Source organism: Nitrososphaera sp., from assembly GCF_013388945.1.
Classification (GTDB): domain Archaea; phylum Thermoproteota; class Nitrososphaeria; order Nitrososphaerales; family Nitrososphaeraceae; genus Nitrososphaera.
This window is the reverse complement of sequence record NZ_JACAEH010000014.1, coordinates 137609-163496: the sequence shown is the minus strand read 5'-3', so window position 1 is coordinate 163496 and position 25888 is coordinate 137609. Positions and strand designations below refer to the sequence as shown.

Annotated in this window: 26 protein-coding genes; 11 read left to right on the top strand and 15 right to left on the bottom strand. The window is 53.8% G+C overall.

The features are described from left to right. Nucleotides 1–44: 44 nt before the first annotated feature. Complete coding sequence (locus HXY31_RS08220; protein ID WP_292641823.1) at nt 45–683, top strand: O-methyltransferase; 639 nt, start codon at nt 45–47, stop codon at nt 681–683. A 224-nt stretch (nt 684–907) separates the two neighbouring features. Here the strand turns inward: HXY31_RS08220 and HXY31_RS08215 are convergent, their stop codons facing one another. Next, nucleotides 908–3112 (bottom strand): substrate-binding domain-containing protein, encoded by a 2205-nt coding sequence (locus HXY31_RS08215; RefSeq protein ID WP_292641821.1) that lies wholly within the window; start codon nt 3110–3112, stop codon nt 908–910. 64 nt (nt 3113–3176) lie between these two features. Next, nucleotides 3177–3680 (bottom strand): hypothetical protein, encoded by a 504-nt coding sequence (locus HXY31_RS08210; protein ID WP_292641819.1) that lies wholly within the window; start codon nt 3678–3680, stop codon nt 3177–3179. Between the two features lie 159 nt (nt 3681–3839). Between HXY31_RS08210 and HXY31_RS08205 the strand changes: the two genes are divergently transcribed. Both HXY31_RS08205 and HXY31_RS08200 read left to right on the top strand, forming a co-directional pair. Then, the gene (locus tag HXY31_RS08205; protein WP_292641817.1) at nt 3840–5192 is read left to right on the top strand and encodes a glycosyltransferase family 2 protein; all 1353 of its coding nucleotides are present in this window, start codon (nt 3840–3842) and stop codon (nt 5190–5192) included. A gap of 36 nt (nt 5193–5228) precedes the next feature. Next, complete coding sequence (locus HXY31_RS08200; RefSeq protein WP_292641814.1) at nt 5229–5441, top strand: hypothetical protein; 213 nt, start codon at nt 5229–5231, stop codon at nt 5439–5441. A 1-nt stretch (nt 5442) separates the two neighbouring features. Here HXY31_RS08200 and HXY31_RS08195 read toward each other — a convergent pair whose 3' ends face one another. Next, the gene (locus HXY31_RS08195; RefSeq protein ID WP_292641813.1) at nt 5443–6162 is read right to left on the bottom strand and encodes a DNA alkylation repair protein; all 720 of its coding nucleotides are present in this window, start codon (nt 6160–6162) and stop codon (nt 5443–5445) included. 44 nt (nt 6163–6206) lie between these two features. On the opposite strand from HXY31_RS08195, the gene HXY31_RS08190 reads away from it, so the two are divergent. Continuing rightward, entirely contained in the window at nt 6207–7685 is a 1479-nt protein-coding gene (locus tag HXY31_RS08190) for a hypothetical protein (RefSeq protein WP_292641810.1), read from the top strand. A gap of 17 nt (nt 7686–7702) precedes the next feature. On the opposite strand, the gene HXY31_RS08185 is transcribed toward HXY31_RS08190, so the two are convergent. After that, nucleotides 7703–7912: a DUF167 domain-containing protein gene (locus HXY31_RS08185; protein ID WP_292641808.1), complete on the bottom strand. Its 210-nt coding sequence runs from the start codon at nt 7910–7912 to the stop codon at nt 7703–7705. A gap of 91 nt (nt 7913–8003) precedes the next feature. Here HXY31_RS08185 and HXY31_RS08180 point away from each other — a divergent pair, with 91 nt between their 5' ends. The 3 genes from HXY31_RS08180 (at nt 8004) to HXY31_RS08170 (ending at nt 12092) form a co-directional block, all read left to right on the top strand. Beyond that, on the top strand, nt 8004–9116 hold the full coding sequence (locus HXY31_RS08180; protein ID WP_292641805.1) for a CAP domain-containing protein: 1113 nt from the start codon (nt 8004–8006) through the stop codon (nt 9114–9116). Between the two features lie 296 nt (nt 9117–9412). Further along, the gene (locus tag HXY31_RS08175; RefSeq protein ID WP_292641804.1) at nt 9413–11218 is read left to right on the top strand and encodes a M3 family oligoendopeptidase; all 1806 of its coding nucleotides are present in this window, start codon (nt 9413–9415) and stop codon (nt 11216–11218) included. Then, nucleotides 11205–12092, top strand: a complete 888-nt coding sequence (locus tag HXY31_RS08170) for an arsenic resistance protein (RefSeq protein WP_292641801.1) — start codon at nt 11205–11207, stop codon at nt 12090–12092. Before HXY31_RS08175 ends, HXY31_RS08170 begins: the two co-directional genes overlap by 14 nt. Here the strand turns inward: HXY31_RS08170 and HXY31_RS08165 are convergent. From HXY31_RS08165 to HXY31_RS08145, 5 genes are all read right to left on the bottom strand, one after another. Then, nucleotides 12089–12946, bottom strand: a complete 858-nt coding sequence (locus HXY31_RS08165; protein ID WP_292641798.1) for a CoA ester lyase — start codon at nt 12944–12946, stop codon at nt 12089–12091. The two genes, HXY31_RS08170 and HXY31_RS08165, sit on opposite strands and share 4 nt — an antisense overlap. Before the next feature lie 38 nt (nt 12947–12984). Next, the gene (locus HXY31_RS08160; protein ID WP_292641795.1) at nt 12985–14046 is read right to left on the bottom strand and encodes a zinc-binding dehydrogenase; all 1062 of its coding nucleotides are present in this window, start codon (nt 14044–14046) and stop codon (nt 12985–12987) included. Between the two features lie 69 nt (nt 14047–14115). After that, nucleotides 14116–14391, bottom strand: a complete 276-nt coding sequence (locus tag HXY31_RS08155; protein WP_292641792.1) for a DNA-binding protein — start codon at nt 14389–14391, stop codon at nt 14116–14118. Between the two features lies 1 nt (nt 14392). Continuing rightward, on the bottom strand, nt 14393–14848 hold the full coding sequence (locus HXY31_RS08150; RefSeq protein ID WP_292641788.1) for a 30S ribosomal protein S19e: 456 nt from the start codon (nt 14846–14848) through the stop codon (nt 14393–14395). Between the two features lie 37 nt (nt 14849–14885). Next, nucleotides 14886–15188, bottom strand: a complete 303-nt coding sequence (locus HXY31_RS08145; protein ID WP_292641785.1) for an RNase P subunit — start codon at nt 15186–15188, stop codon at nt 14886–14888. Between the two features lie 24 nt (nt 15189–15212). Between HXY31_RS08145 and HXY31_RS08140 the strand changes: the two genes are divergently transcribed. Next, entirely contained in the window at nt 15213–15923 is a 711-nt protein-coding gene (locus HXY31_RS08140; RefSeq protein WP_292641782.1) for a ribosome biogenesis protein, read from the top strand. Here the strand turns inward: HXY31_RS08140 and HXY31_RS08135 are convergent. The 3 genes from HXY31_RS08135 to asd form a co-directional block, all read right to left on the bottom strand. Then, a complete protein-coding gene (locus HXY31_RS08135; RefSeq protein ID WP_292641779.1) occupies nt 15916–16809 on the bottom strand; it encodes a heme o synthase in 894 nt (297 codons plus the stop codon). The two genes, HXY31_RS08140 and HXY31_RS08135, sit on opposite strands and share 8 nt — an antisense overlap. 52 nt (nt 16810–16861) lie before the next feature. Then, on the bottom strand, nt 16862–17326 hold the full coding sequence (locus HXY31_RS08130; RefSeq protein WP_292641776.1) for an Lrp/AsnC family transcriptional regulator: 465 nt from the start codon (nt 17324–17326) through the stop codon (nt 16862–16864). 113 nt (nt 17327–17439) lie between these two features. After that, nucleotides 17440–18516, bottom strand: coding sequence for an aspartate-semialdehyde dehydrogenase (gene asd, locus HXY31_RS08125; RefSeq protein WP_292641773.1), 1077 nt, complete (start codon nt 18514–18516; stop codon nt 17440–17442). 111 nt (nt 18517–18627) lie between these two features. On the opposite strand from asd, the gene HXY31_RS08120 reads away from it, so the two are divergent. Then, complete coding sequence (locus HXY31_RS08120; RefSeq protein ID WP_292641770.1) at nt 18628–19872, top strand: hypothetical protein; 1245 nt, start codon at nt 18628–18630, stop codon at nt 19870–19872. Nucleotides 19873–19938: 66 nt separating this feature from the next. On the opposite strand, the gene HXY31_RS08115 is transcribed toward HXY31_RS08120, so the two are convergent. After that, the gene (locus HXY31_RS08115; protein WP_292641768.1) at nt 19939–20502 is read right to left on the bottom strand and encodes a hypothetical protein; all 564 of its coding nucleotides are present in this window, start codon (nt 20500–20502) and stop codon (nt 19939–19941) included. A gap of 140 nt (nt 20503–20642) precedes the next feature. Continuing rightward, nucleotides 20643–21620, bottom strand: a complete 978-nt coding sequence (locus HXY31_RS08110) for a hypothetical protein (RefSeq protein ID WP_292641765.1) — start codon at nt 21618–21620, stop codon at nt 20643–20645. 347 nt (nt 21621–21967) lie between these two features. On the opposite strand from HXY31_RS08110, the gene HXY31_RS08105 reads away from it, so the two are divergent. Both HXY31_RS08105 and HXY31_RS08100 read left to right on the top strand, forming a co-directional pair. Beyond that, the gene (locus tag HXY31_RS08105) at nt 21968–22792 is read left to right on the top strand and encodes a hypothetical protein (protein WP_292641762.1); all 825 of its coding nucleotides are present in this window, start codon (nt 21968–21970) and stop codon (nt 22790–22792) included. A gap of 258 nt (nt 22793–23050) precedes the next feature. Next, entirely contained in the window at nt 23051–24682 is a 1632-nt protein-coding gene (locus tag HXY31_RS08100; RefSeq protein WP_292641760.1) for a glycosyltransferase family 39 protein, read from the top strand. A gap of 13 nt (nt 24683–24695) precedes the next feature. Here the strand turns inward: HXY31_RS08100 and HXY31_RS08095 are convergent, their stop codons facing one another. Then, nucleotides 24696–25751, bottom strand: a complete 1056-nt coding sequence (locus HXY31_RS08095) for a hypothetical protein (protein WP_292641757.1) — start codon at nt 25749–25751, stop codon at nt 24696–24698. Nucleotides 25752–25888: the final 137 nt, after the last annotated feature.

Sequence of the window (25888 nt, the reverse complement as noted above, 5' to 3'; positions counted from 1 at the left end):
ATTTCAAGTAAAGTAAATACCACTTTTCGTTCAAATATTTCTACATGCACAACCTAGATCAAAAAATATCGCAGGTTCTCTGCAGGCTTGGAGAACAGGCAGACAAAGAGCGCTCAGGGCAGGCAACAATTCCAGAAAGCGAAATGATGCTTGCCATAACAAGCGACACGGGTGTCTACTTTAACATAATGCTGAAAGCCATCAATGCCAAAAGAATCCTGGAAGTCGGTACTTCAACAGGCTATTCCACGCTCTGGTTTGTTGACGCAATAAAGTACAACAATAGTGATCATGCAAAACCCATCATTACCATTGACGAAAACCCGGCAAAAACTAACAGGGCTAGAAAGAACTTTGAAGAAGCAGGCGTTGACAGCCTGATCGACGTACGCCGGGGCACGGCCATCGATGTGTTGAAAGAGATGCAGGCAAGTTATGATGATACGCCATTTGATTTTGTCTTTATCGACGCGGACAAGGAAAACGCGATCAACTATTTCGATCTGGTCTTTCCGATGGTAAGGACAGGAGGCATAATAGCAGCCGACAACATACTCCATCCCGAGAATCTTGTCGCAGAAATGAGCAAGTACTCCAGGTACGTGAAAGGCAGGCCGGATGCCGAGTCGGTGACCGTTCCCATCGGCATGGGCGAGGAAATAACGATAAAGCTGCGGCCATAACCCCACCTGCATTCATCGACGCCGGCGCGCCGCCTCTGGGTACGGCACCTGCACCATGGCAGTCTATACCTTTTCCCCTGCAACCTGCAGACGTCACCGTCGCTATAAAAGAACTAATTGCAGCCAGGTCACCCGGCCCTCAAAATTGTAACATTTTTTCGTGCTCAAAATGTTACATGATGTAACATTTTTTCTGCATAACCCACTGGAAACAACCCCCCTCCCTACGACACGCTTCCCCTTGCAAACAATATCTCGTTGTTGCCAAACGTCCTATCCTCCCATACGACATAGACGTTGTTGCCCGAGACCGCTATCGAGGGGCATTCAGATATCCCGGCGTTGTTGCTCAGGTTCACAGGTTCTGTGAAAATGCTGCCGTCTGCAGTCGATACGAGCAGTATCTCCTCGTTGCCCGGCGACGTCTCGACCTGGGCCGCGATGTGCACGAAATGCTCACCGTTCTGACCCTGCATCGCCGCAAGCTCTACGTTCATCGGATTGGCAATCGTGTCTACTGTCGCAGGCTCGCTAAAGGTCGCGCCGCCGTCGGCGCTTGCCACGTACGTCAGCCTCTCCACCGTATTCAGGTTCAGCCCGCCCCACACCACAAAGACGCTGCTTCCGTATGCTGCCACCTGAGCCTCGCCCACAGCCTCTCCGTCGTTCAGCAACGCGGCCTGCGAGAACGTGGCGCCGCCGTCAGAGCTTGCCACGTGGCGCAGGCCCGGCTGTCCGGGGTTGCCCCACACCACGTGGACCGAGTCTTCGTCGGCAGCGACTTTGGGGAACGACTCGGGACTGGCGTTTTCTGCCACCGTGACAGGCTCGGCAAACGTCGCGCCGCCGTCGGAACTTGCCCTCATAACTATGGCGGTGCTGTTTTGCCTCTGCTCCTGCCACACGACATAGACACTGCTTCCGGCCACCGCTATTTCCGCGTTGTACGAGCTGTTCGCAGGATCACTCAGCGATATGGCCCTGCCAAAGGCGTTGCCGGAGCTTGCGCTCTTTGCAAACATGACCTCCTTGCTGCCAGACGTGTTGTCTGTCCACACGACGTAGACGCCAGAGCCGGCCGCGGCTACCTGCGGGTGCTCTGAAAAGCCGGCGTTCCTGCTCAGGTTTGCCGCGCCGCCATCAAACGTCCTGCCGCCGTTCTGGCTCCTCTTGAAGAATATGTCGTAGTTCTGCCCCTCGACAGACTCCTCCCACACGACGTACACCCTGTCGCCTGACGCCGCGACCTGGCCGTACACCGAGTCGTTTGGGTTGTTCGTCAGGTTCGTCGCGTTCTCAAACCGGGCGCTGGGCATGCCCGCTGCAAGCTCTTCTGCCATGACCTTCAGCTCTTCATTCTGGTCGTATATCGACGGGTACTGCACGTCGGCAAGCATCTGCTGCCCTGCCGGGCTTGCTATCCACCTTGCAAAGTCAAACGACGCGGCTTTGTGCGCGCCGGGCGCGTCTGAAAGCGCCGCGTAGTAGAACCCGACCACGGGGTACGAGCCGTTGCCGAGCTGCCCAACCGACGTTGTTGGCGGCATCGCCACGGTCTCTTTTCCGTCTACGACTGCAGGCTCGTGCACCACGGTCCCGTTCTGGACCGCCCGGGCTATCGAGTCTGCCGACGGCATGACGTACTCGCCGTCGGAGTTTTGCAGCGCCGCAAAAGTCATGCGGGTCTGCACCGCATTGGAAAAGTCCACGTAGCCTATTGAATACGGCGTCTGCCTCACGGTTGCCGAGAGCGCGTCGGGCGACTCGGCCGCCTGGCTTGACCCGGGCCACGCTACCGTTGCGTTCAGGTACCGCTCGACAAGCTCGGTGGCGCTCCCGGCCTTGCGCTCGTGCACCACCGCTATGGGCTGGTCTGGAAGGCCCAGGTCCGGGTTGAGCGCCGTTATCCTCGGGTCGTTCCAGCGCGTCGCGTTTCCGCTCAGTATGGCGTAAAGCGTGGGCGCGTCGAGCTTTATCCCTGACGGCACGTCCGGGAAGCCCGGCACGTTGTAGACCACCGCTATCGCCTGCGGGCTCACCGGCAGGAACACAGACCCTTCATACGTAAAGTTGCCCGACGGCTGCACCGGCCTGCCTGCTATAGCTAGGTCTGCCGAATAGCCGGCAAGAAAGCTAGAGACGTTTGAATAAAGCAGAGGGATGTTGGTGTCGTCAGCGTCTGGCGAATACACCGGCTCCACCTTGCCGAGGTTGTCGCCGTTGTTGTACTGCGCCGCCCATTTCTCGACAAAGGGAAAAGTGGCAGGCGACGAGAGCACGCTGAGGGGCGTCTTGGGAGGGCCCGTCCCGTTGCCGTTAGGAGGGCCGGGCGGCATCCCGCCGCTTGCGTAGAACAGCATAAAGTACGCGGAAACTGCCACAGCCGCGACGACTATTACGGCAAGCGCGGCTGCCTTTCTCCCAGTCATGATCCGGCAGCTATTACACGCATGCAAAATTATTAACGGGTTCGGTGTTTGATAGAAGATGCTTCTATGACATCCCGAGGCCGCGGCCCTTGGGCATGCCGCGTATGGTGAGCGCATACAGCACGCACGCAGTCACAAAGGCTACAGGGTACCACCACACGATGCCATAAAACGATAGGTTGAGGGGAGTCATCACGTCCTTGGGCCACTCGCCAAAGAGGATCCAGTAGGACAGGTCCTCTATCCAGATGAAGTTGATGATGTTGCCAGAGCCCCACAGGAGCGCCTGCCTCTTTGCCGCCTTAGTCGACCTGAAGAAGAATATGTCAAAGAACGGGTTGAACGCGACCAGCACCGCAAGCGCGAGCATCAGCACGTGGTAAAAGTAGAGGTTGCCGAAGAGCTGCACGCTGAGCGGATAGACGAATATCCTCACGCCAAGCGGGCTTGTGAGGAGCGTGTGCTCTATCACGCCGTAGAGCATCGCAAAGATGGCTATGGACGCGGCAGAGGTCACGTTGACCGGCCTCATCGTGAGCTGCCTGCCAAAGATGTACGCCCGAAACATGCTTTCCTCTACCGGAGCCAGATTACATACGACGCCATCCTTTTTATCTCTACCAACTCTTGCGGCAGTACACAGCTCTTGATAGTAGAGCGCTTCTTGAACAATCTACAAGAGGAAAATGTTTGCACTGTTTTAAATGATGAAGATTGACAATATCTGTTGCTGGACAACCTGTTCCTACTTGTCGCCATGTTCTTCTGGTTTTCGTACGTCCCGATAGCCATAGTGTCGCTTTACAGGGTGCTGCAGAACAGGCACGTGTTTGTGGAAAAGCACGCCAAGCGAAAGCACGACGCCTCCATAATATTCCAGATAACGACCCGGTCGGCCACCAAGACCCACGTGGTGAGGCGCGGCATCCAGTCAGTCATAGACTCATCGCACAAGATAGACTACCAAGGCTACAAGGTCTCGGTGGTGACAGACGACCCTGAAGACCTCGTGACGCTCAAAGGAGTCGAGTGCGAGGTTGTGCTAGTCAAGCCGGGCTTCAAGACAAACGCGATAAGAAAGGGCAGGGCGCTCCAGTACGCAATCGAGCACCGCCGGAGGACCGGCGAGAACACCCGGGACTACTGGATATTCCACATGGACGACGAAAGCTATGTCACGACGCAGACGATACTTGCGCTGCTGAAATCGATAGAGGGCGGAAAAGAGATCGCGTCTGAAGGTCCCATCTTTTACCCGCTCAAGTTCGAAGACGCAAGCAGGATAACCGCACTTGCCGAGTCGATAAGGCCGTTTACGTGCTACGACTGCGTGTCGCAGATGACAAACCCGCCGCCTCTCCACATACACGGGAGCAACCTGCTTGTCAGGTCCGACGTGGAAGACGAGATAGAGTGGCAGTTCGGGCCGACCCTTGCGGAAGACCAGATGTTCGGCTACAAGGTGTTTGAAAAGTACGGGCCCGAGTCCATGGGTTGGCACGGCGGCATACTGCTGGAGCAGCCGCCCCTCAACATAAGGGACCACTTTTTCCAGAGGCGCAGGTGGGTTTTCGGCACGCTCCAGAACCTCGCAAACTTCCCCCGGTGGCACAGGTTCAAGCTGATCTACAAGTCGCTCACGTATTTTCTGGGGTTTGCGTCTGCAGCGGCCTCCACCTCGATAATGCTGTACAACTACATCTCGGCGCTGTGGCAGTACCAGGAGCTCAGCTACAACATCATGACAATCCCTGACAGGCTGCCGTTCCTGTTCTTCGAGACGCTCTTTGAAGCCGTGGCCGACTCGGCGTATCTTGAGATAGGCGTGGGGTCGATACTGCTGTTCACCTCGATAGTCTGGATCTCGTCGTACCAGCTCGGGCTGTTCCTGAACCTGAGATATTCGAAGGTGGGCACCCTGAAGAGGCTAAAGTTCCACTTCCAGACGCTGTTCCTGTGCCCTGTCATAGGCCTTGTGGAGACTTTCCCGGCGTTCTGGGCCACGATAGAGTACTACTTCAAGAAAAGAGAGACAGGACAGAAGATGCCTGTCTACGACTTTTACGTCGTGGCAAAGTGAATGCGATAAATACAGCCAAGCAGGAATATGCAGGTGATGAGCGAGGAAGGCGAGCTGCGCAGGCTGCTTGAGGTAGTGTCAGACAAGGGTCTCAAGGCCCTCAGCGTCGCCGAGCTGGACCTTCTGCGCACGCTTTTGGCGGCAAAGGACTATGGCGCAAACAAAAAGGCCGAAAGGTCGAAGAAAAAGCTCCTCCGGCAGATAAACGCCGAGATCTACAACAAGTACTCGCCGCGCAGGTTCCTGTGATTCAGGCCGTGCCTTCCAGGTAGGCGCGCCTTGTGCGCTCCGGAAACTTTTCTATGGCGTAGCGCAGCATGGTGCGGGGCATCTTTTTGTAGTGCTTTTGCAAAAACGCCTCTTCTGCCCTGATATCGCGCTTGCCTATCTCCCTGAGCATCCACCCGACGGCCTTGTGCATCAGGTCGTGCTTGTCGCGCAGGAGGATTTCAGATATCTTTAGCGCGTCGGCAAAGTCTCTTGCATGAATGTAGTGGTATGTGGTCAGGATGGCGACCCTCCGCTCCCAGAGCACTTTTGACCGGGCCAGCCTGTAAAGAAGCGACCTGCCTCGTTTTTCCAGGAAAGGCCCAAGTATCTTGGGCGCAGTCAGGTCCACCAGGTCCCAGTTGTTCACCTGGCCCAGGTTGTCAAGGTAAAACCGTGCAACGCCTTCCGGGTCGCGCCTGTACCTGTCGACCAGGATTAGCAGCGCGACCAGCCTTTCTTCGTGTATCTTGGAATAAAGAAGCTCCTTTACCTCGTCCATGCCGGCGCCAGCGTGTTTCTTTGCCACCTGGCGCGACTTGGGCACAGTCACGCCAATAAACAGGTCGCCTTGCCCGTACTCTCCCGGGCCTGTCTTGAAAAAGCGCTGGAGCACCCTGGCCTTTCTGGGGTCGGCCAGAGCTCGCAGGTCCTCTTTTATCGCATTCAATTCAGGGTCACGATGTGGAACAGATCTGGACATCAATTGGAAAAACGCATTTTATATTATAAGCGCTCTCTGCGGCAATGCAAGCCAGAAATTCAAAACTGGCGCTTTTTGCGGGCATGGCGGCCTTTTTGTTGTCCGGCCTGCTTGCACAGGCGCCTGCAACAAACGTATTTGCAGCAAGCCAAGACAGCATGATGATGGAAAAGGACGGCGCGTACGCGCTCCGGGGCAACGTGGCCAACGTCCAGCTTGACGGCGGCGAGCCTGCCTGGATACAGTCGGGGATCTGGGTCCTTCGGGTCCTGCCAGGCGGGGACGCCTCGTTTATCGCAAGGATAAGCATGGTGGCAACAGACGGGACATCGGCGCACACGCACACCATAAGCGGCTTTAGCCTGCAAGACGACTTTACGGAAGGCGATGGCATCCGCGTGATAGAGGGCACCGCCGACGTGACTGCCCCGACCGGCAGGGCCGACGACGTGCGCGTCACAGTCAAGGTGCTCAACGGCGCCGCGGTGGCCGTATCGATAGACCCGGAGGCTCTGGGCGGCCACTTTGGCACAAGCCCGATCTACGGGACAGTGTCAAAGGCCAGCTCTGCCGGCGCCATGATGATGGAGAAAAAGCTGACCCGGACAAGCGTGCCTCTTGAGCTCCCGCTCACAAGGGGCTTTGCCGGAGGGAGCGAGGTGTTCTACATCTCGACTGAGGCTTCAGACAAGGACCTTGCCGACCACCTGACGTCGCTGACAGGCTCCCGCGTCGCGTACGCTCCTGCGCTTGCAGGCGCGCCCGCAGAATCGCTTGCCAACATCTACGCCTTTTCAAACGGCATAGAAGGCGAGGGCCCACTGGGATTCCAGCCAAACGTGGCAGACTCGCAGCCAGGCGATGCCAAGTACAGCCCGCTGTGGCGCATAAACGTAGTCGAGTGGCAGCAAGGGGCCCAGGTGCGCGAGCTGAGGTCTGAACAAGAGGTACTGGCAGCAGCCAGCGCCGGCGAGGTGACGGTGACTTTTACCGAGATGGTGGTCAACTGCCCGTTCGTGCAGTGGGACGGCGGCTCGCTGCAGCTGCGCCAAGACAGGAACCTGTCAGACGACTCTCCGTACGGCGGAGGCCAGGTTCTTGAAATAGACACAGACGCGCGCAAGGTGACGTTTGTCGCGCACCGCGGCTTTGCGCCCGACGGCTCTACCATCTACTACATCGCCACCGACGCGTCCGTAAAGGAGGTCGCCGACGCGCTGGGCGTCGTACACGCCGAAAAGACCGGAGCCGCGCTCTTGACAGGCTCTGCATCCGACCTGTGGGTGTTCACAAACGGGATAGAGGGCACCGGGCCCATGGGCTTCCAGGCAAGCGTGGCAGGAAGCGACATCGGCGACGACTCGTACAGCCCGCTATGGAGGATACTTGCCACAACGTGGGATGATGCGAGCAAGGCAAGGTTCCTGACGACAGCGCAGGAGATAGGCGATGCAGGACAAGAAGGCGCGCTGTCGGTGGACGTGGCCGGCGTGGTGGTGAACTGCCCCTTCGTTGAGGTGTAGGGGCCCTCCCCTCTTTTTTAGAATACGTCGACCAGCTTTTTTCTCGACGTGTGCCCGGAGACTATCCTTATGTTTTGGACAGGCACGCCAAAGTGCTCTGCCAGCTTTTTCACAAGCTCCCGGTTTGCCCTGCCGCGCTCAGGCTCGGACTTTATCCCGACCTCTATCTCGTCGCCTTCGACCTTTATCCCGGCTCCTCCGAGCCGGACGCTGACGCGGTACCGCAACAGGACAGCCTGCATTGCGCCATCTAATATGTGTGTAGAATGATCTTCCGTAAAGCATTATACGCAGATAGCAAGCCATCACAGTTGACCGATGACCGACGAGCAGATCTTCTGCGCCTGCGGCGAGACCTACGCGGCAGACCTTGCCGCGTGCCCCAAGTGCGGCGCGCAGAACAGCCACACGACTCACAGTTCGGGAAGGGGCGTCAAGGTAGCTGCTTTTGTCGGAATCGCGACTGCAATAATTGCCATAGTCTTCCTTGTCCCAGAGATAATTCCGCTCAAACAGCCAAGCCCGCTCCAGATGGCGATAACCATACTGCAGCCACAGGAGGTCGGGCCGGCGACGGTGCCTCAGGAAGAGCTCGTGCAGCACGCGCTTGCGGCAATCAACGGCGACAGGGCTGCTTTTGGCCTCAGGTCTGTCCAGCTGAGCGACAACCAGGCGGCGCAGGTGGCCGCCGAGGACGTGTTTGCGAACAAGCAGATATCGCACTGGCTGTCAAACGGCGAGAAGCCCTACATGACTTACAGCCGGCTTGACGGCCCGGGGAGCGTCCACCAGAACGTGGCGATATCGGGGTTCAGCCAAGAAGAGTACGACAGGTGCCAGTCGTCGTTTTTGCGGTGCGAAAAGATAGACCCGCTTGCCGCAATTGAGGAGCTCGAATACGAGATGATGTACAACGACCTAGAATGCTGCAACGACGGCCACAGGGAGAACATACTTGACCCCAACCACACGCACGTCAGCATAGGCATCATGTACGATGACTATTACCTTGTCATAGTCCAGAACTTTGAAAACGACTACGGCCTGACAGTCGAGGCCGACAACACCGACGTAAGCATTTCAGGGCCCATGCCCCGGGACGCCCAGCTTGAAAACGTCGTCATTTACTATGACCCGCTTCCCACGCCGGAGGCGTACGAGGAGAACAAGAAGATGCTTGCCTACGGCGCCGGCGAGCTTGCGGCATCGGTGTTTGAGCCGCTGCCGCCGGGATTCCACTACCAGCAGGCAGGCGACCACGTGGTCATAGAGGCCAGCAGCTGGGAGAGCGGCGGGGACGTTGACGTGAAGTTTGACATGTCGCCTGCCATAAAAGAGCCGGGCGTCTATACGCTCTATGCCATGTTTGAAAGGGACGGCGAGCAGTTCCCGGCGACGTCGCACTCGATATTTGTAGGGTCGGTAAGTTAGAACAGCACGGGGAATGCAGGCATTATCATGCACACCGTCGCGGGCCAAATGCGCCCGGCGCATGCATATTTCTCGCCTGCTCCGTTCGTCCATGCTGAAACTCGCTTTTGCGAGCGACTGTAATAGGGCATTTCAGTTATTTAAGCCAGCTGGCAATTCTTTCTATAGCCTGCGTTAATTCATTTAGACTATGTGTGGTTGAATAATAGAGGTCGCCGCGCATCTCAAAACATGCGCACTATCCAGCCCGCAAGGATGATGCAAGATACATATTTGACGGAGGCCGATGCAGCGCCGTGAATTACTCCACCCTCAAGGTCGGTTCCTGGGACCTCTCCGGTCTGGTAAAGGACCCTGCAAGCAAAGAGTTTGGCCAGTACCTCGCGTCGATTGAAAACAGCGTCAAGGAGTTTGAAGCCAAGAGGCAGAATCTGAGGCCAGACATGCCTGCCCCGGAATTCGAGGGCATGATACGGGAGATAGAGGGCATCTCCGAGAAGCTGAGCGTGGCAGCAGGCTTTGCGCACCTGCGCTATTACGCAAACACTGCGTCTAACGAAGCGTCGGCCCTTGTAACAAGGATGGACAAGATGTCAGCCGACGCGGCAAACCGCCTGCTGTTTTTCGACCTCTGGTTCAAAAAGCAGGTCGACGACGCAAACGCTGCGCGGCTGATAGAGGGCGTTTCGCCGGTGTATCGAGAGCACCTGAGGCACGAGCGGCTCCTTGCAAAGCACTCGCTTTCAGAGCCGGAAGAGAGGATAATAAACACGCTTGAAGTCACAGGCACGGGCGCCCTTGTAAAGATATACGACAAGATGACCTCGGCGTTTGAATTCGAGATGAAGATGAAAAAGGGCAAAAAAGTCGTGGTCAGAAAGTTTGACAACCGCGAAAAGCTCGCATCGCTTGTGAGGAGCGCGGACCCTGCCGAGCGCGAAGCAGCATACAAGGCCCTTTTTGCAGTCTACAAGAAAAACTCGGGCGTGCTCGGCGAGATCTACCAGAACATCGTAGTCGAGTGGCGCGACGAGGGCATATCCATACGCGGCTACAGAAGCCCTATCTCCATACGGAACGTCGGCAACAACCTCGACGACGCGACCGTCGACGCGCTGCTCGCTGCCTGCCGCAAGAACAGCTCTGTGTTTCACGAATATTTCCGCGAAAAAGCCCGGATGCTTGGCGCAAAAAAACTCCGGCGCTACGACCTCTACGCCCCGCTCTCTACAAAGAGGTCTGGCAAAAAGTTCGCCTACGGAAAGGCGGTCTCGACTGTTCTTGACACGTTTGGAAGCTTTGACACCGATGTGCGCCGGCTCGCCGAGCAGGTCTTTGCCGAGCGCCACGTCGACTCGGAGATAAGGAAGGCAAAGAGGGGAGGGGCGTTCTGCCACACTGTCACACCAAAGATGACTCCGTACGTGCTCCTGAACTTTGACGGCCGGACGCGCGACGTGTCGACGATTGCCCACGAGTTTGGTCACGCGATTCACAGCATGCTTGCACGCGACCTGCCCCTCACAGTCGCGCACGCGCCACTGCCGCTTGCAGAGACTGCGTCCGTGTTTGCAGAGATGCTCCTGAACGAGCGGCTGATGGAGACCCTTCCTGCAGCCGAGCGCCGGCTCTTGCTTGCAGAGCAGATAGACGACATGTACGCGACCATAATGAGGCAGGCGTATTTCACGCTCTTTGAGGCAGACGCGCACAGGGCCATAGGCGAGCAGGACGCCACGATTGACCAGGTGTCAAAGATATACGCCGAGAACCTGTCAGAGCAGTTTGGCAATTCCGTGCAGGTGTCCGACGAGTTTGCGTGGGAGTGGGTCTACATTCCGCACTTTTACCACACGCCGTTTTACTGCTACGCGTACTCGTTTGGCAACCTGCTGGTGCTGTCGCTTTACAGGCAGTACAAGCTGGAAGGCAAGTCGTTTGTGCCAAAATATCTTGGCATCCTTGCTGCAGGAGGTTCAAGGAAACCTGAAGAGCTCCTGATGGACGCAGGCATGGACATTTCAAAGGAAGAGTTCTGGCAGCAGGGCTTTGACCTTGTGCGCGAAAAGATACAGCAGCTGAAAGGTCTTGCGACGCGGTAAGGACGCGCTCCTCGCATCCGCAATAGCCGGCTCCATCCTTGTCGGCATCCTGTTGCCGCAGGCGGGAAGGGTTGCAGAGCCGTACCTGCTCGTGTGGCTCGGGGCGCTGCTCTTTCTCAACCTTCTCAGGCTGGCGCCGAGAGACCTTGCCGGCACGTTCTCGAGGCCCGGCCCGCTTGCGGCCCTTGCGGCAGTAAAGCTGGGGGCGCTCCCACTTGCAATGTACGGCGTCGCTTACTTGCTCTACCCGCCTTTTGCGCTTCCAATACTCCTTCTTGCCGGCATATCGACCGGCCTTGGCGCGCCGTTTGTGGTAAACATTGTCGGAGGCCGGCTCCCGCTCATAGTCGGCATGATAACAGTCACGTCACTTGCCGTGCCCTTTGTACTCCCTGCACTTGTCCACGTGCTGGTGGGCTCGGAGTTTGACCTGCCGCTTGCAGACATGGTGATACTGCTGGTGCTTGCGCTCTTTATCCCGCTTGGCGCCGGCTGGCTGACAAAGAGGTACGCGCCGTCCGCCTCGAGCTTTGCCGACAAAAACTCGTTTGCGCTCTCGCTCGTGTTCGTGGTGCTCATAAACATGGGCATGTTCTCGACCCTTTCGCCGTACTTTTTCAGCGACCAGCTTTTCGTGCTGCAGACACTTGCCGGCTCGTCGCTTGCATACGCCGCGTTTGCGGCGGCAGGGTATGCCAGCGCGCCCAAGAACGAGCGCGCAGCAGGCCTGATATCAATGACGTACGTCAACAACACGCTTGTCATGGTCTTTGCGGCACAGTTCTTCGGGCCGCAAGTCGCGGCGCTTGCGGCTATCTACAACCTGCCCTACTACGCGGGGATACTTGTTCTCAAGAGGATAATCTGCCGCTAGCCCCTGGCCGCGTCGAGTATGGCCTTTGCCTGTTTGTAGTGCACCGCGTCTATCATGCGCCCTTCAAGCCGCACGGCAAGGCGGCCGGTTCCCTTTTCCATTGCGTTTCCAAGTGCGTCCACCACCTTTCTGGCCCAGTCCACCTCGGCCTGCGACGGCAGGAACACCCTGTGCACGGGCTCTATCTGGCCGGGATGTATGATGCTCTTGCCTGCGTAGCCCAGTTTTTTGGCCGCAGCCGCGTCCTTTGTCAGGCCGTCGATGTCGTCTACTTTCTGCCATATCGCGTCTATGGCAGGCACGCCTGCTGCCCTTGCCTCCACGGGTATGCGGGAGCGCGCATAAGCATAGCCCGTTCCGTCGTGCTCGTCGTAGTCCATGCGCATGTCGTACAAAAAGTCAAAGACGCCAAACACGACAGCGCTCACGCGACTATCGGCTCCTGCTATCGCGTACGTGTTGACGACCCCTTTTGCAGACTCGATGGAGGGGATGAGCGCAATCCTGCCGGTCCTGTGCTTTTTCTCAAGCACCGCGACCATCCTGGCGATTTTCTTGATCTCGCCTGCGTCGTTTACCTTCGGGATCACCAAGCCGTCGATTCCCTTTCTCACCACAACTTTCAGGTCTGCCGGTATCAACCCCGATTCGGGAGAATTGGTGCGCACGTACAGCGGCCGCCGGTACTCGTGCCTTTTTGACAGCGCGTCGGCTATTGTCTTTCGCGCCAGGGCCTTCTCGTTTGCCGGCACCGAATCTTCAAGGTCAAAGCAGACGACGTCGGCTGCAAGCGTCTTGGCTTTTTCAACGAAGCGGGCGTTGGCGCCGGGCACAAATATCAGCGTGCGGAACATGGCTGTAAAAAGAGGAAAAGAGGGGAAAAATGTTTCCCTCAGAGCTTTTGCGGGGTTGTCAGGATCTTGCCAAACTGCTGGGCCTCTGCCATCATCACGTGGCCCTTGACCATGTCTGAGAACGGAAGGACCGTGTCCACGACCGGCTTTATCTTGCCCTTGGACACCCAGTACATCACCTGCTCAAGCTCCGCCTTTGTTCCCTGGGTCGAGCCAAGGAGGTTCGTGCCCTTGAAGAACAGGTATCTCAGGTCGATTGTCGAGTCGTAGCCGGTGGTCGCGCCCGTCGCAACAAGTGTGCCTCCCATCTTGAGCAGGCCCACTTCCTGCGGGAAGGTCGCCTTGCCGATGTGCTCAAACACCACGTCAACGCCGGCCGGCTGCCCGAGCTCCTTCATTATGCCGCGCACCTTCTTGTACCAATCCGGCTCGCGGTGGTTGACGGTATAGTCTGCGCCGAGCTTGATGCACTTGTCCTGCTTGTCCTGATTGCCTGCAGTCGCAATGACCGTGCAGTTGTACAGCTTGGCAATCTGGATGCCTATGGAGCCGACGCCCGAGCCTCCGCCCATTATAAGCACTACCTGGCCGGGCCTTATCTTGGCGCGCCCTACCAGCATGTGCCACGAGGTCATGCCGACCATCGAGACTGCAGCCGCGTCGTCAAACGAGACGTTGTCTGCGATTTTTACGACGTTTACTTCTGGAAGGTGCGTGTACTGCGCAAAGCCGCCCCAGAGCGGGCCTGTCTGGAAGCCCCAGATGCTCCTGTCGTTACAGTCGTATTCCCTGCCCGACGTGCAGGCGTCGCACACCCTGCACGACATGTTCGAGTGAGAGGCAACCCTGTCGCCTACCTTGAGCTTCTGGACGTCAGAGCCCACCTCGACCACGGTGCCGGCAACATCACTGCCTGATATGTGCGGCAGAGGAGTCTTAACCGGCTCGCCCCAGATGGCCCACAGGTCGTTATAGTTGTAGGCCGCCGACTCTACCTTTATCAGGACCTCGTTTGGCTTTATCTTTGGAACGTCGATATCCTCAATCTTGATGACCTTTGTCGGGTCTTTGTTGTACTCTCGAAATACTGCTGCCTTCATTGGAGCAAAAACGTCCAGTTCAACTTAAATAGTTAACTAAGTACGGTGTGGGAAAACAACGCCCGGCGTTTAGCGCCTGTCTATTTTAAAGTCGCGTTTTGGCTGCTGGATGCTCAAAAGAATCTGCTTTAATTCCTCGTCGGTAAGGGGCCTGTTCAGCCTGCCCGACGACGCGGCGCTTATCAAATAGTTTTCAACGGCCGCGGCAAGCTCCGGCTTGACCAGCCGGATGTTTGTAAGCCTCTGCCGGGCCTGCACGTCAAGTAGCGACAAAAGTACGCGCTGCCGTGCCGCCTCTACCTCCCGCTTTCTTGCCTCGTCGTCGCCGGCCTGCGGGGCAGACATTTTACGCGTAGCGCTGGAGCGCCGGCGCGGCCTTGGCGAGTTCCTTGTGGATCTCGGTTGCGAGCCGGTCTAGCTTCTTTGTGCCTTCGCTTGTCACTGCCCTGCCCTTCTTGGGCACCTTGGTGATGTAGCCTGCGGCTTCAAGCTGCTGCAGCGCGTGCCTGACGACTGCGCCGCCCGCGTCGCGGTGGTGTGCCAGGTTGTAGCCCACCTTCTTGCGGCCGCCATACTCCACCTTGAGGTCGGAGACGCCTACCGGGCCGTGGAGGTAAATCTTTCTCAGAAGAGAAGCGCACCTTGTAAACCACCAGTCCTTGTCCTGGGGGATCTTTTCGGCATGCGAGCCTGTCTTGACAAACACTGACCATGCCGGGGGCTGGACCTTTGCGTCCTCCTTCAGCTGCCTGGCCAGCCTGGCGATAAGCTCGTCGGCCGGAACGTCGTAAACTTTGGCCATGTAACTCGGAAAATTGCAGAGCCCTTATAAATCCTTATCACGGCAGGATGCGCCTGTAGGTGTGCCCGCACCTTGCGCAGGTCAGCCTGACTGCCCTCGTTTTTGACCTGCCGACCCTAACGCGCGACGTCCTGCCCGGCACTATGAACGCCTTGCACTTTTTGCAGAAAAGCTGGCGTATAGGATAAGGCAGGCGCACCCGGTGGCGCATGGCTATCCTTTTCGCAAGCATGGCCAGCCTGCCTGCAAGCTCCTCGTCCTTTTCGCCAAGCGCCGAGGCCACCAGGATCTCTATCCTCTCCCTTGCGAGCTCTTTTGCCTGCGCCTTTTTGTCCTTCAAGCAAAAAGCGGTAGCAACGGCCGGGTGATAAACTCTTATTATTATGCGGGCCAACCGCATGCCACGAAGTTCACGCTTGTTCTGGCAGAGGCCGCCCTTGAAATGGTGCCGGCAGAGATAGCCGGCCACCCGGCGGTGTCAAGCCGCGCCCGCAGGCTGGGCGCAAAGGCGTCAGAGACGCTGCTTGACCGTAGCTACCACCACGCGGCCATGAAGAACCTCGACGAGAGCTGGAAGCGCGGGAGGCCTGACATCGTGCACTTTGCCCTCGTGGAGGCCCTTGCGACGCCTCTTTTCATCAACAACAAGCTTGACGTGTTTGTGCACACGTACGGCGACAAGGTCATCAGCGTAGCAGAAGGCCTGCGCATCCCAAAGTCATTTTTCCGGTTCGAAGGCGTCATGACAAACCTGTTCAGGGACGGCGCCGTCAAAAGCGACGACGGGAAGGTGCTCTTGGAGATACAGGACGGCACGCTTGAAGAGCTGATACGCGACTTGGAGCCTGACAGGGTCGTCGGCCTGTCGTCTGCCGGCGTGCAGTCAAGCGCGCAGCAAGTCGTTGCCAAGAACAGGGCGGGCCACTGCGCTTTTGTGGTCGGGGCATTCCCAAAGGGCCATTTCTCTGAAAAGACTACGCAGCTTTTCAACTGCACCTATTCCATACAGGATATCGGCCTTGAGACGCACGTCGTGATAGCGAGAATCCTGTACGAGTGCGAAAAGGCTACTTGAAGCCTGCGTCGACCATGAACGCTATGAACAGCGCCGTGAGGTAGGGGCTTGAGAACTTGAAGACGGTCCACGACGCCTTCTCGCTCGGCCTGACGAGCAGCCAGATTGACATCGCTAGCATGGCCGCGCCAAACACGCCTGCAGTTACTAGGTAGATGAGCCCGAACTGGTTGAAAAAGAACGGCAGAATCGAAAACACCACCATCATGACAGTCGTGCCTGCAATCACCCTGACAGACGACTTTTCGCTTGACACCACCGGGAGCATCGGCACCTTTGCGGCAGAGTAGTCCTTTTTCACGTGCAGCGCAAGGCTCCAGATGTGCGTCGGTATCCACAGGAACACGAGCCCGGCCATCACGAGGCCAATCTCGATGTTCATAGTCGTCACGGCGACGTAGCCTATCAGCGCCGGCGCGCCGCCGGAAAACCCGCCGAGGATGATGTTTGACTGGCTGCGCCTCTTGAGCCACTTGCTGTAGACGATGATGTTGTCAAAGAGCCCAAAGGCCATCAGACCAAACGCAAGCGGGTTGATGAACCAGGCGCAGGCAAGAGATATGCCGGCGAGGATTATCCCAAATGCAAGCGCGTTCTGCGGCTTTATCCTGCCAGAAGGTATGGGCCTGCCCTTTGTCCTCTCCATTATCGCGTCGATGTCCCGGTCGTTGTAGCCTGTCAGCGTGTCGGCAGCCGCCGAGCCTGCGGCGACTCCGCCTATCAAAAGCGCCCACGTCATGGGGTCCAGGTATATGTCAAAAAGGAGCGACGCCGTGAGGGCCGCGCCAAAGGCCGTGAAAACAAGCAGGTACCAGATCTTGGGCTTGGTCACTTCATAGTAGTCCTTTATCTTGCTGCCAACCGAGACCTGGCGTACTGTGTCCAAGGGGTCGAGATCCGAGATACAGGTGCCCTAGATGTTATTTATAGCTTAAACGTCACTTGGAAATCGAGGCAGGATAGGCCAGCTCGCGCACCGTCTTGCGCATCTCGATAAAGGTCTCGGTCTTTTGTATGCCCTCTATCCTGCCTATCTTTTCAGAGATGAGCTGGTGCATCTCGTCAAGGGTGTGCGACGTCATGGTGACCAGGATGTCAAACCTGCCCGTGACCTCTGATACTTCCCGCACTTCGGGGATCTTGAAAAGCTCGTTCAATACGTTGTCGCGCAGTTTCGAGTCCATGTTGATGCCTGTGAGCGCCTTGACGTTAAAGCCAAGCGCCTCGTCGTTTATCACAATCGTGAACTTCTTTATCAGGCCCTTCTTTACAAGGCGCTTTATCCTGCTGTAGACCACCGAGGCGTTGACGTTTATCTTCTTGGAAAGCCGCGGGACGGAAATGCTGGCGTCCTTGGCAAGCTCGCTCAATATTTTCACGTCAAGATCGTCAATCTTTCCCATCGGGAGCCGAGCATAACTTAAGAGGCGGGGTGTTAATAAACGTATAATATCACGGCAAACGCCGTTTTAATTCAATATTTTACAAAGTCGCGCAGAAATGTGCGGGCTGGCGCTCAAAGCGCCGCCTTTTCTTTCAGGAGCTCTGCAAGCAGGACCGCGCCGCGGGCAGAGCCCATCTTTTCGTTGTGCGACAGGAGCACGTACTTTATCCCGTTGTCAAAGGCAGTGTCCTTGCGCAGCCTGCCGACCACCGTAGTCATGCCGTCGTTTATCTCCCGGTCTATCCTCGGCTGGGGGCGGGTCGGGTCGTCGTGCACGATGATGTAGTCTTTGGGAGCAGTCGGGAGTGCCTTTATCGACACCTTCTTTGAAAAGTCAAGCATCTCTCTCTTGACGCTCTCTGCCTCTGCCGGCTTTTCAGTCTCGACAAACACGGTCTCTGTGTGGCCGTCTATCACAGGCACGCGCGTGCAGGTGCAGCTGACCCTAAAGTCCGCCGGCTTTATCGAGCTGTCTCCAAACGAGCCGAGGATCTTTTTCGCCTCTATCTGCACCTTCTCCTCCTCCTTTGGTATGTAGGGGATGACGTTGTCCATGATGTCAAGGGCTATGACGCCGGGCGACCTGCCCGCGCCAGAGAGCGCCTGCATCGATGTCATCAAGACTTTGTCTATGCCGAACTTGTCAAGTATCGGCTTTAGCGTGATTGCAAGGCCCGTCGTGGTACAGTTTGGAAGCGGCGCTATGAACCCCTTCCAGCCCCGGTTCTTGCTCTGCGCGCTCAAAAGCTCCACGTGCGAGTCGTTTACGCCCGGTATGAGAATGGGCACGTCCGGCTCGTATCGAAACGCCGCGGCGGTGCTTATGACCGGCGTGGTTTTTGCGAACTTGGGCTCTATCACCTTGGCGTCGTCCGACTCTAGTGCCGTGAATATCAGGTCAAAGTTCTGGGGCTTGATGTCGTCTACCTTGCTGACTATCATGTCCCTTGCATATTCGGGGACTTCCTCTCGGTTGTGCCACCTCAGGATGCCGGAGCTCGGGTCGCGGATGGCGTCGATGTATTTCTTGCCCGCAGAGCGCTCAGAAGCTGCGATCTGTGTAATCTGGAACCACTTGTGCTTGTTGAGGGCGACGATGAACTCCTGGCCCACGGCGCCGGTGGCCCCTATTACTGCTACCTTTAGCATTACTGCGGCTTTGTTCCAAAATGGAACTAATAATCGTTTAGCCAATCGAAAATCGCAAATCTGTAATGATAAAATGCTAAAAAGGATAGACTTGCATAATGTGATTACCTGATGCCGAGTTTCAGTCTCCCGATAATTGGTGTTGTTGCTATATTGAGTTTAGTAATTGCATCTGATCTAAATTTTTTGATTTTCAAAACAGCTGCAGGCTCGATCAATGATGTCACAGATACAGACAGTGACTATCAGATTCCACAGGGTGATGGCATGTTCAAGCCTACAATAGTTAGAACCATCGTAAATACTACTACATTAAAAGAGATGATAAATAGTAGAGATGCGACCGGAGTCGAGCAAATTCACGTTTTTGATTGGAGCCAAGATGGAAGATACATACTTTTTAGATTTTACGACTTTAGTAAGCCCGAACTTTTGGGGCCGGCCGAGCCTCATTCATTGGCAATGATCGACCTTATGGACGGTAACAAGGTGAATAAACTTGACTTAGAAACTACAAGTGCTCCTAGTGATCATTTTCCCAAGGGTTATTTGCTGACAATTTACCAAGCAAAGTTCTCCTCATCCGGAGACAGCATTTTCTATCTTGTCGGGGGAAATGACCCAGAAAACAGGTACCCAGAAAACATTTACAGATATGACCTTAGAACGGGCGTCAGCTATCAGATAACAAATAGCTCCAATGTTAGTTGGTTTGATGTTGCAAGTGAGGCAGATGATACGTCAGTCTATCTTACACACGACAGCACATTTCACTTTTATCCTCAAGATAATCTCCAGCTAGGCTCAAAACTGCGAAACCTCATGACATTTGACAATGATCGGTTTGTCGTTAGTCCCGATGGCAAGAAGTTCGCCTTTCCTACAGTGGATGGCATCAAATATATCAACCTGCAAAGCGGAGTTGTTAGAACAATCATACCGCGTACCTGCATTAGCAATGTAGCTTTCAGTCCGAATGCCGAGTTCCTGATTTATTCTCCCCATCTTGAAAGAAACTGTGAAAATGGTGAAGACTATGTTTTGAGGATTGTTTCTATTGAAGGAGCCAAGGAGAACGGAGAGTTAGTGTATATGGACAATTGGGGCTGGCTTGATACGGTAATCAGTCCTGACGGTGCTTATCTTGCAACTAATGCTCAGGGTTCCGATGAACGTATTTATCCACAGGGTGATGAAAACGACATTAATCCTCGAATAGTGACTATCCAGCTAGCCAGACCCGTTCCAGAATTTAGTAGCGTGACAATGATTATCTTAGCTTCTTCATTACTAGCTTTCACTTTAATACTCGCTACCAAGAAATCCTTTTCTACACTACCACCACAAAACCACTAGCCTACTTTGTGTCTTTACTGATTTTCTAGCGCGGAGATACTCTTGTAAGGTATTGAAGCTAGCTTCTTACGCCATCAACCGGTCTGGAGTCCTTACTATGAAGACAATGACATTATCATCCATTGATTCGAATTCTATGAATACCTGCAGGGAGCTTAGAATGCCCTTAACATATGCAAAAAGAAAGCTTGTCCACTGGCGTCCCAAGTGCGTTTCAAAGACAAGCCTGCATCGTGCATTCTTGACCTCGCACACAAAATTATACCAGCCACAATACTTTCCCGTGGGGATAAGATACTCATTGATAACCTCCTGCAATTCATACCTAATTCCTCTTTTCATAAATGATTTTCTAATTTGACTTGGAGCTTCCATGGCAAGCTCTTGAATAAACCGTTCATCAATATTGTCAAGCACTTTATTGAACAAAAAATGTGGTATCGTGATGTTAGGTACGGCGTTAACGCTATTTTCAAAAACGATGTTCTTGCGTAATACACTCGAAATTTGAGCATTAAGTGAAATGTCCCGTTTGTCTGCATCCTCTTTTAAAATCTGCAGGATAGTAGTTGGCAGTCTCAGTGTTATTCTGTTAGCAGTCTCACGCTTGACCAACGTCTCCAGAATCATGTTGCGTCAAATGGTGACGAAATAAATAATGTTTCTGGAGGTTGATACTATGATTGGGTAAAGGAAACTTTCCCGGAATAGCTGCCGATAGTACTCGACTGAACGTTAAGATAACAAAGAAAAAGAGGGAGGCGATAGTCTTAGTAGTATAGGTCGGTGTTGGAGAATCCACCTTCAGCTTTCCCCGATTTACCGTAGCTACCGGCCGCAACTTCTATTCCTGACTCTACATCCACTATAGAGTAGCTGGACCTTGTTCCCGGCGTAAGTGTTGTGCAGTTTCCAAATGGACCCGCTTGTACATAGCCGCCATAGGTAGTAGCTTGGGTCAGAATAGAATTGATGCTTGCAACTTTCTCAATCCACTGGCCTGATCCGTGAGAGGTATTGTCCAGTACTACATTGTAGTGATAGACGTTCTTGTATGTGCCTCCGGCACCAGGTTCACGGTCACAATACGGTTGGTAGTATTGAATTCCAGAAGCTGGATTGGCAGTGTTTCCTTTTGTTGTCGAACTCTGGTCGGTGACGATGTTTTGAACCCAGCTATAGGGAGATGATCCATTGCTTTTCAGCTGCATCCACATGAAGTCTATTACTATGTAGCTGTTGGTGTTCACCAGCCATAGATTCGTCAAGTAGTTTGCATATACATTATCCGTTAGCGGCTTGGCGTCATTCGTCCAAAGCCATTGTGCCTTCAGGTTGTAGCTTGGACTTGTCGAAGCGGGGAAAGCCCCATTTCCATTGAGTATTTCGGGCGGATGTTCCCAAGCGTACTGGCCATAATTACCCCAAGGGTCTGTGCCTTGAATTGCTGCCTGCCACTGAGTCGCATATTGTTGTGACATGTCGCCCGGCAGGAATGTGTGGAGCTTCACGATGTTGGTTCTGCCGTAATATGTATACAGAATCGTGCCGCAGTTGTTATTGTTGTCTTCCTTACCGTATTTGTACTGGTCATATTCATACTGGCCACTCTTTATTCCCCAGTACGAATCTCCGCAACCAAAGCCAGGGTCCTGTGCCTTGTGCGTTCCACCATGCGAGCCTGCGGCAAAAGGCATAGCGGTGCCGCTTACCAGGATGACAAGGGCCATAGCTGTGGCCAGTACCATCGCCGGCCGCGCTATCTGTCTATCATTTCGTCCTTCTCTTCCCATAATAGTCATCAGTCTCGACATTAAGACGATTTGGATAGCCGTTTTGGCTGCAGCGTTGTCACTTCGCATAAAATGGTGCATATAGTGTCAAGAGGCGTCATCTTGCGTCAAACTTGGAAAATGCGACCACAGTGTAGATGACTGACTCCATACGCGTCCAAAAAACTAAGACACGTTCTTCATTCGTGTTTTATGATGAGCGTAAACAAGACGAGGGTAAACAACAGGCATGTGCTTAGGAGTATTCTGATGCTCTCTGCAGGAGTGGTGTTGATCATTGCAGCGAGTGGAGCAGGATGCCCTTGGCGTTTGCCATAACTGCAAACGATGATGTAGGCATCGGTTGCGGGATTGGTTACTGGGGTGTAAAAAACTATCAGAACCCTACATATGATGACACCAATCCAGTATTTGCAGACAAGTTCGGGAAACTCGACACATGTGCTGACAACCCAAATAGGTCTACATGGATTGACAGAGACAATTATTTCGAAGCAAAAGTTAGAAACAGTGGATCAGCGGCGAATGGTATTGCTTGGCAAGCAATGATACAAGGACAGGATCCATGGGGTACTCCGTGGAATCCGAGTACTGAAAATAAAGCGCCTACAAAGCGCACACAAAGCACCGATAAGTTCCCAATGCTATCCACATATGATTACACTCTCAAAGGACAATGGATTTGGACTAACGATTTAAAGCCAACTTCAACTAATGCTGACGGTACTACTACTGCCTTCTACCTCACGGACATATGGTTGCAAGATATAGATGCGCCAACGAGCAATAACTATATTGTAATCGACTTTATGTGGGATGCAGTTACAGACAGTGGAGGCAATTGGGTACAAAAATCATTCACAGATCAAGATGATGCGGTGGGAGGGGTGCAGTATACTGATACTACTTGTGAAGACAAGAATGGAGATGGAATTGTAGTATACCGCCACAATGTGATATTGGATATTACACAAGTACAATCAAATACATGGTGGGAGAGGTCCATGAATATCAATAATCACATCGCTAACGCTTTTGGCAGTCACTACGATTTGGAACAGGGTTGCACATCAACTGACCCCGAGACAGGGCTAACTTCAAAATCGTTGGTATGGAAACAGGAATAGAGATCTTCAATAGCGTTCAAGGAGCCTCGGCTTCTGCCAAAGGTGGCTTTTCAATGACGGAGCTTACTCGTCCATAGGACGCGCCTCTCCTTTCCATTTTTTATTAATTCATAAACCTAACAGACGAAAATAGCATAAAGCCGGTTAAATTACGAGCTCCACACTGAGAATGAGTGCATCCCAAAGAAATCATACAGTCTCTATAGGCCAACAACAGTGAACTTTTATACTGTGACAAGAGGGCATATTCATTACCAATTGGAAGCAGGTCTCCAAAAAGGCGCCTATGATATTAACCACAGAAGAAATGTTGGTCTCCTACTCATCATAATTACGATTTGCGGACTTGTTACTGCATTATACATGTACAATGTCGACAAATACGCATTGTTATATTATGGGGATGCAGGCTCCCACCTGATAGCTGGCCGAAAGCTGTTTGACTGGAAAGAGAACCCGGGATGGGATCAGATAGGCACCGTCTGGCTTCCCCTTCCGCATTTTCTATTGATGTTTCCATCGCTTATAGACGGGCTATTTTTTTCCGGGTTTGCAGGCCTTACAATAAGTCTTTCAAGCTTGGCACTTACTTCCATCTTTCTGTACAAGATAACGGCAAGAGTCTTGTCAAGAATTCCAAACATCAAGATACATCTCATACCGTACGTTGCTCTTGCAGGTGCCCTGCTCTACGCGCTCAATCCTAACTTTATGTATCTAGGCATCACCGCCATGACCGAAGCGCCGTTTATGCTCTTTTTTGTTGGCTCGGCATTCTATCTTCTAAGATGGATCGAGGAGTACAAAGGCGGCTCGCAGGGCAATTTGAAGTATCTTCTTGTATGCGCGGCTTTTGTTTCTGCAGCCACGCTTTGCAGGTATGAGGGCTGGATTCTACCTATTTTCCTCATGGTTTCCGTTGCGATAACGATCCTTCACAAGAGACAAGAAAGGACTGCAAACAGCCTTACTGTTCTGGGCGCCGCAGCCATAGTGGTCATCTCCCTGTCAGGAATAATGTTCTGGCTTGCATTCAACGAAGTAAAATATGGTGATCCGCTGGAATTCGCCAATGCACAGTACTATTCTGCGGCGTCGCAGGCGCTCAACAGGCCGGTACGCGAAAGCCTCGTTTTGCAGCCGTACAACGTCATAAGCGTCTACGGGATAACAGCAGTAATGGCTTACGGGCCCGTTCTTTTGGCCGCGGCGGCTATTGCATATCTAGTGCACAGAAGAACAATAGGCGGAGCCGGCGGAACAAGACACCTGCTTGCTTTTCTTGCAGCGGCCCCGATATTTACCATTGTTTCAATGCTCATTGGAATCGGCGAGATGACCCTGTGGTTCAATTCTAGGTTCGTCGTCCTGCTGGCACCATTATTGATAGTCCTTGCAGGAATCTATATCTCAAAACAGCCAAAAATAATAGCAAACAACAAGCTGCTTTTGGCAGGGGTTGTTGCAGCGCTGTTTGCATTTCTGCCGGTTGCCCTTGCTTTTGGACCTGTCGTGACTCTTGCTGACGCCAAAGGTGGTTTTGGGTACAAAGAGACTCCGATTGCAATTCAGACAGGTGAGAAACTTGGCTCGATTTACGATGGCACGGGTTCGGTAATGATAATCACGGGCTCTGCGCAGGAGCACAGGATAATGGTAGCCAGCGGGATAGCCCTTAGAAACTTTGACTCCATAATCGAATCCAGCACATGGAAACAATCGTTTCGCGAACCTTGGCAATCCGATAACACGTTGATAGTTATTTCCAAAGTGCCAGATTCGGATGGTGTAGAGCCTGCAAAGTACTGGAGTGACCACAGGAGCGAGCTTGACCTATACTATCATACAATATACGAGAATCAATACTACGAGATTCTTGCGAGGACATAAGGAACCTTATCCGTTATGCTATGCCAAACAAGCTCAGGAGCCATTCCCAGAAAGTCATGGCAGGAGCTGGCTGGACCTGGTGGTTGTTGCTTGCGAATTGCTTGGACCACTGTTCTACCTCCATCCTGTTGGCATCGCTTGTATAGCTGTTCCAGAGGAGGCAGCTGGAGTATCCCTTGTTAAGCGCCATGGTGACATAGTCTTTTGCAGTCTGCACTTCATTCGCACTCCTTGATGATACTGGTCGGCCGACCGGGTATCCACATTCCCCGATTATACACGGTTTGTTATTGTAGCTGCTTGCTGCATAGGATATCAGACTTGCAACATCATTGTACGAATGGAAGTCGCAGAAATCAACAGGCAGATTTGAGTAACCCTTTGCAGTACCGCTTCTCATGCAACCCACGCTTGCCTTGAACCGGGGCCTGATAACACTACAACATTGGCTAATGTAGTTACGCATTGCCGAGTTGCTTACAGTCAGTGTATTTAGAGTCATTCCTTCCGGCTCGTTCATGACGTCGATGGCATAAACAGCCGGATGGTTAGCTATGGCATTAACAAATGGCTGGAGGACCAGGTTTACAAAATCAGACGGGTTCTCTACTATCGATTTCATGATACTCTTTACAGCTGCATGCCAGCCATTGTAATTGCTTATTCTGGATGCCGGCAGGCCTTGAGGAGGTTCATGCTTTACGACCCACGAGTCAAAGAGGCAGAAATAGACCTTCACCCCATGCGCATTGGCAGAGTCTAGAATAGCAAGCGCATTGTTCAGCAGCTCATTGTCGATTCCAACGATTCTGTTGCTTGCGTCAAACCTGATTCCTTCAAGCCTCTCGAAAACCCATATCCTTACCACATCGATCCCCTGAACCTGAGAGAAATACTGGTCTATGAGCTCTGGATGGTCAGAGAGCAAAGGCCTGGGCGGGTTAGGGTCAGGCTTGCTGAGGTCTATCGGTATCGGATCGGTGTGAGGCCAGTGCCACAGCTCTGATCCTGAAAACTGGTTGTAGCCAAGGTCAACTGCGTACTTGTCAGCAAACCAGCCATTGTTCATGCCGACAGTAAATTTAACCATAACAGGTGATAACCATGTTCTGATTACCTTTTAGATAAGTATTTTCTAGAGCTTATTTCAGATCCGGAGGAGCAGGAACAAAGGCGTACATTCTAAATACAGACTGCGGCAATAAC

What these genes read in the sequence shown, in the direction of transcription:
- HXY31_RS08220 (WP_292641823.1), top strand. Translation starts at nt 45, where the DNA reads ATGCACAACCTAGATCAAAAAATATCGCAGGTTCTCTGCAGGCTTGGA.
- HXY31_RS08215 (WP_292641821.1), bottom strand. Translation starts at nt 3,112, where the DNA reads ATGACTGGGAGAAAGGCAGCCGCGCTTGCCGTAATAGTCGTCGCGGCT.
- HXY31_RS08210 (WP_292641819.1), bottom strand. Translation starts at nt 3,680, where the DNA reads ATGTTTCGGGCGTACATCTTTGGCAGGCAGCTCACGATGAGGCCGGTC.
- HXY31_RS08200 (WP_292641814.1), top strand. Translation starts at nt 5,229, where the DNA reads ATGAGCGAGGAAGGCGAGCTGCGCAGGCTGCTTGAGGTAGTGTCAGAC.
- HXY31_RS08195 (WP_292641813.1), bottom strand. Translation starts at nt 6,162, where the DNA reads ATGTCCAGATCTGTTCCACATCGTGACCCTGAATTGAATGCGATAAAA.
- HXY31_RS08190 (WP_292641810.1), top strand. Translation starts at nt 6,207, where the DNA reads ATGCAAGCCAGAAATTCAAAACTGGCGCTTTTTGCGGGCATGGCGGCC.
- HXY31_RS08180 (WP_292641805.1), top strand. Translation starts at nt 8,004, where the DNA reads ATGACCGACGAGCAGATCTTCTGCGCCTGCGGCGAGACCTACGCGGCA.
- HXY31_RS08165 (WP_292641798.1), bottom strand. Translation starts at nt 12,946, where the DNA reads ATGTTCCGCACGCTGATATTTGTGCCCGGCGCCAACGCCCGCTTCGTT.
- HXY31_RS08160 (WP_292641795.1), bottom strand. Translation starts at nt 14,046, where the DNA reads ATGAAGGCAGCAGTATTTCGAGAGTACAACAAAGACCCGACAAAGGTC.
- HXY31_RS08155 (WP_292641792.1), bottom strand. Translation starts at nt 14,391, where the DNA reads ATGTCTGCCCCGCAGGCCGGCGACGACGAGGCAAGAAAGCGGGAGGTA.
- HXY31_RS08150 (WP_292641788.1), bottom strand. Translation starts at nt 14,848, where the DNA reads ATGGCCAAAGTTTACGACGTTCCGGCCGACGAGCTTATCGCCAGGCTG.
- HXY31_RS08130 (WP_292641776.1), bottom strand. Translation starts at nt 17,326, where the DNA reads ATGGGAAAGATTGACGATCTTGACGTGAAAATATTGAGCGAGCTTGCC.
- asd (WP_292641773.1), bottom strand. Translation starts at nt 18,516, where the DNA reads ATGCTAAAGGTAGCAGTAATAGGGGCCACCGGCGCCGTGGGCCAGGAG.
- HXY31_RS08120 (WP_292641770.1), top strand. Translation starts at nt 18,628, where the DNA reads ATGCCGAGTTTCAGTCTCCCGATAATTGGTGTTGTTGCTATATTGAGT.
- HXY31_RS08115 (WP_292641768.1), bottom strand. Translation starts at nt 20,502, where the DNA reads ATGATTCTGGAGACGTTGGTCAAGCGTGAGACTGCTAACAGAATAACA.
- HXY31_RS08110 (WP_292641765.1), bottom strand. Translation starts at nt 21,620, where the DNA reads ATGGTACTGGCCACAGCTATGGCCCTTGTCATCCTGGTAAGCGGCACC.
- HXY31_RS08095 (WP_292641757.1), bottom strand. Translation starts at nt 25,751, where the DNA reads ATGAACAATGGCTGGTTTGCTGACAAGTACGCAGTTGACCTTGGCTAC.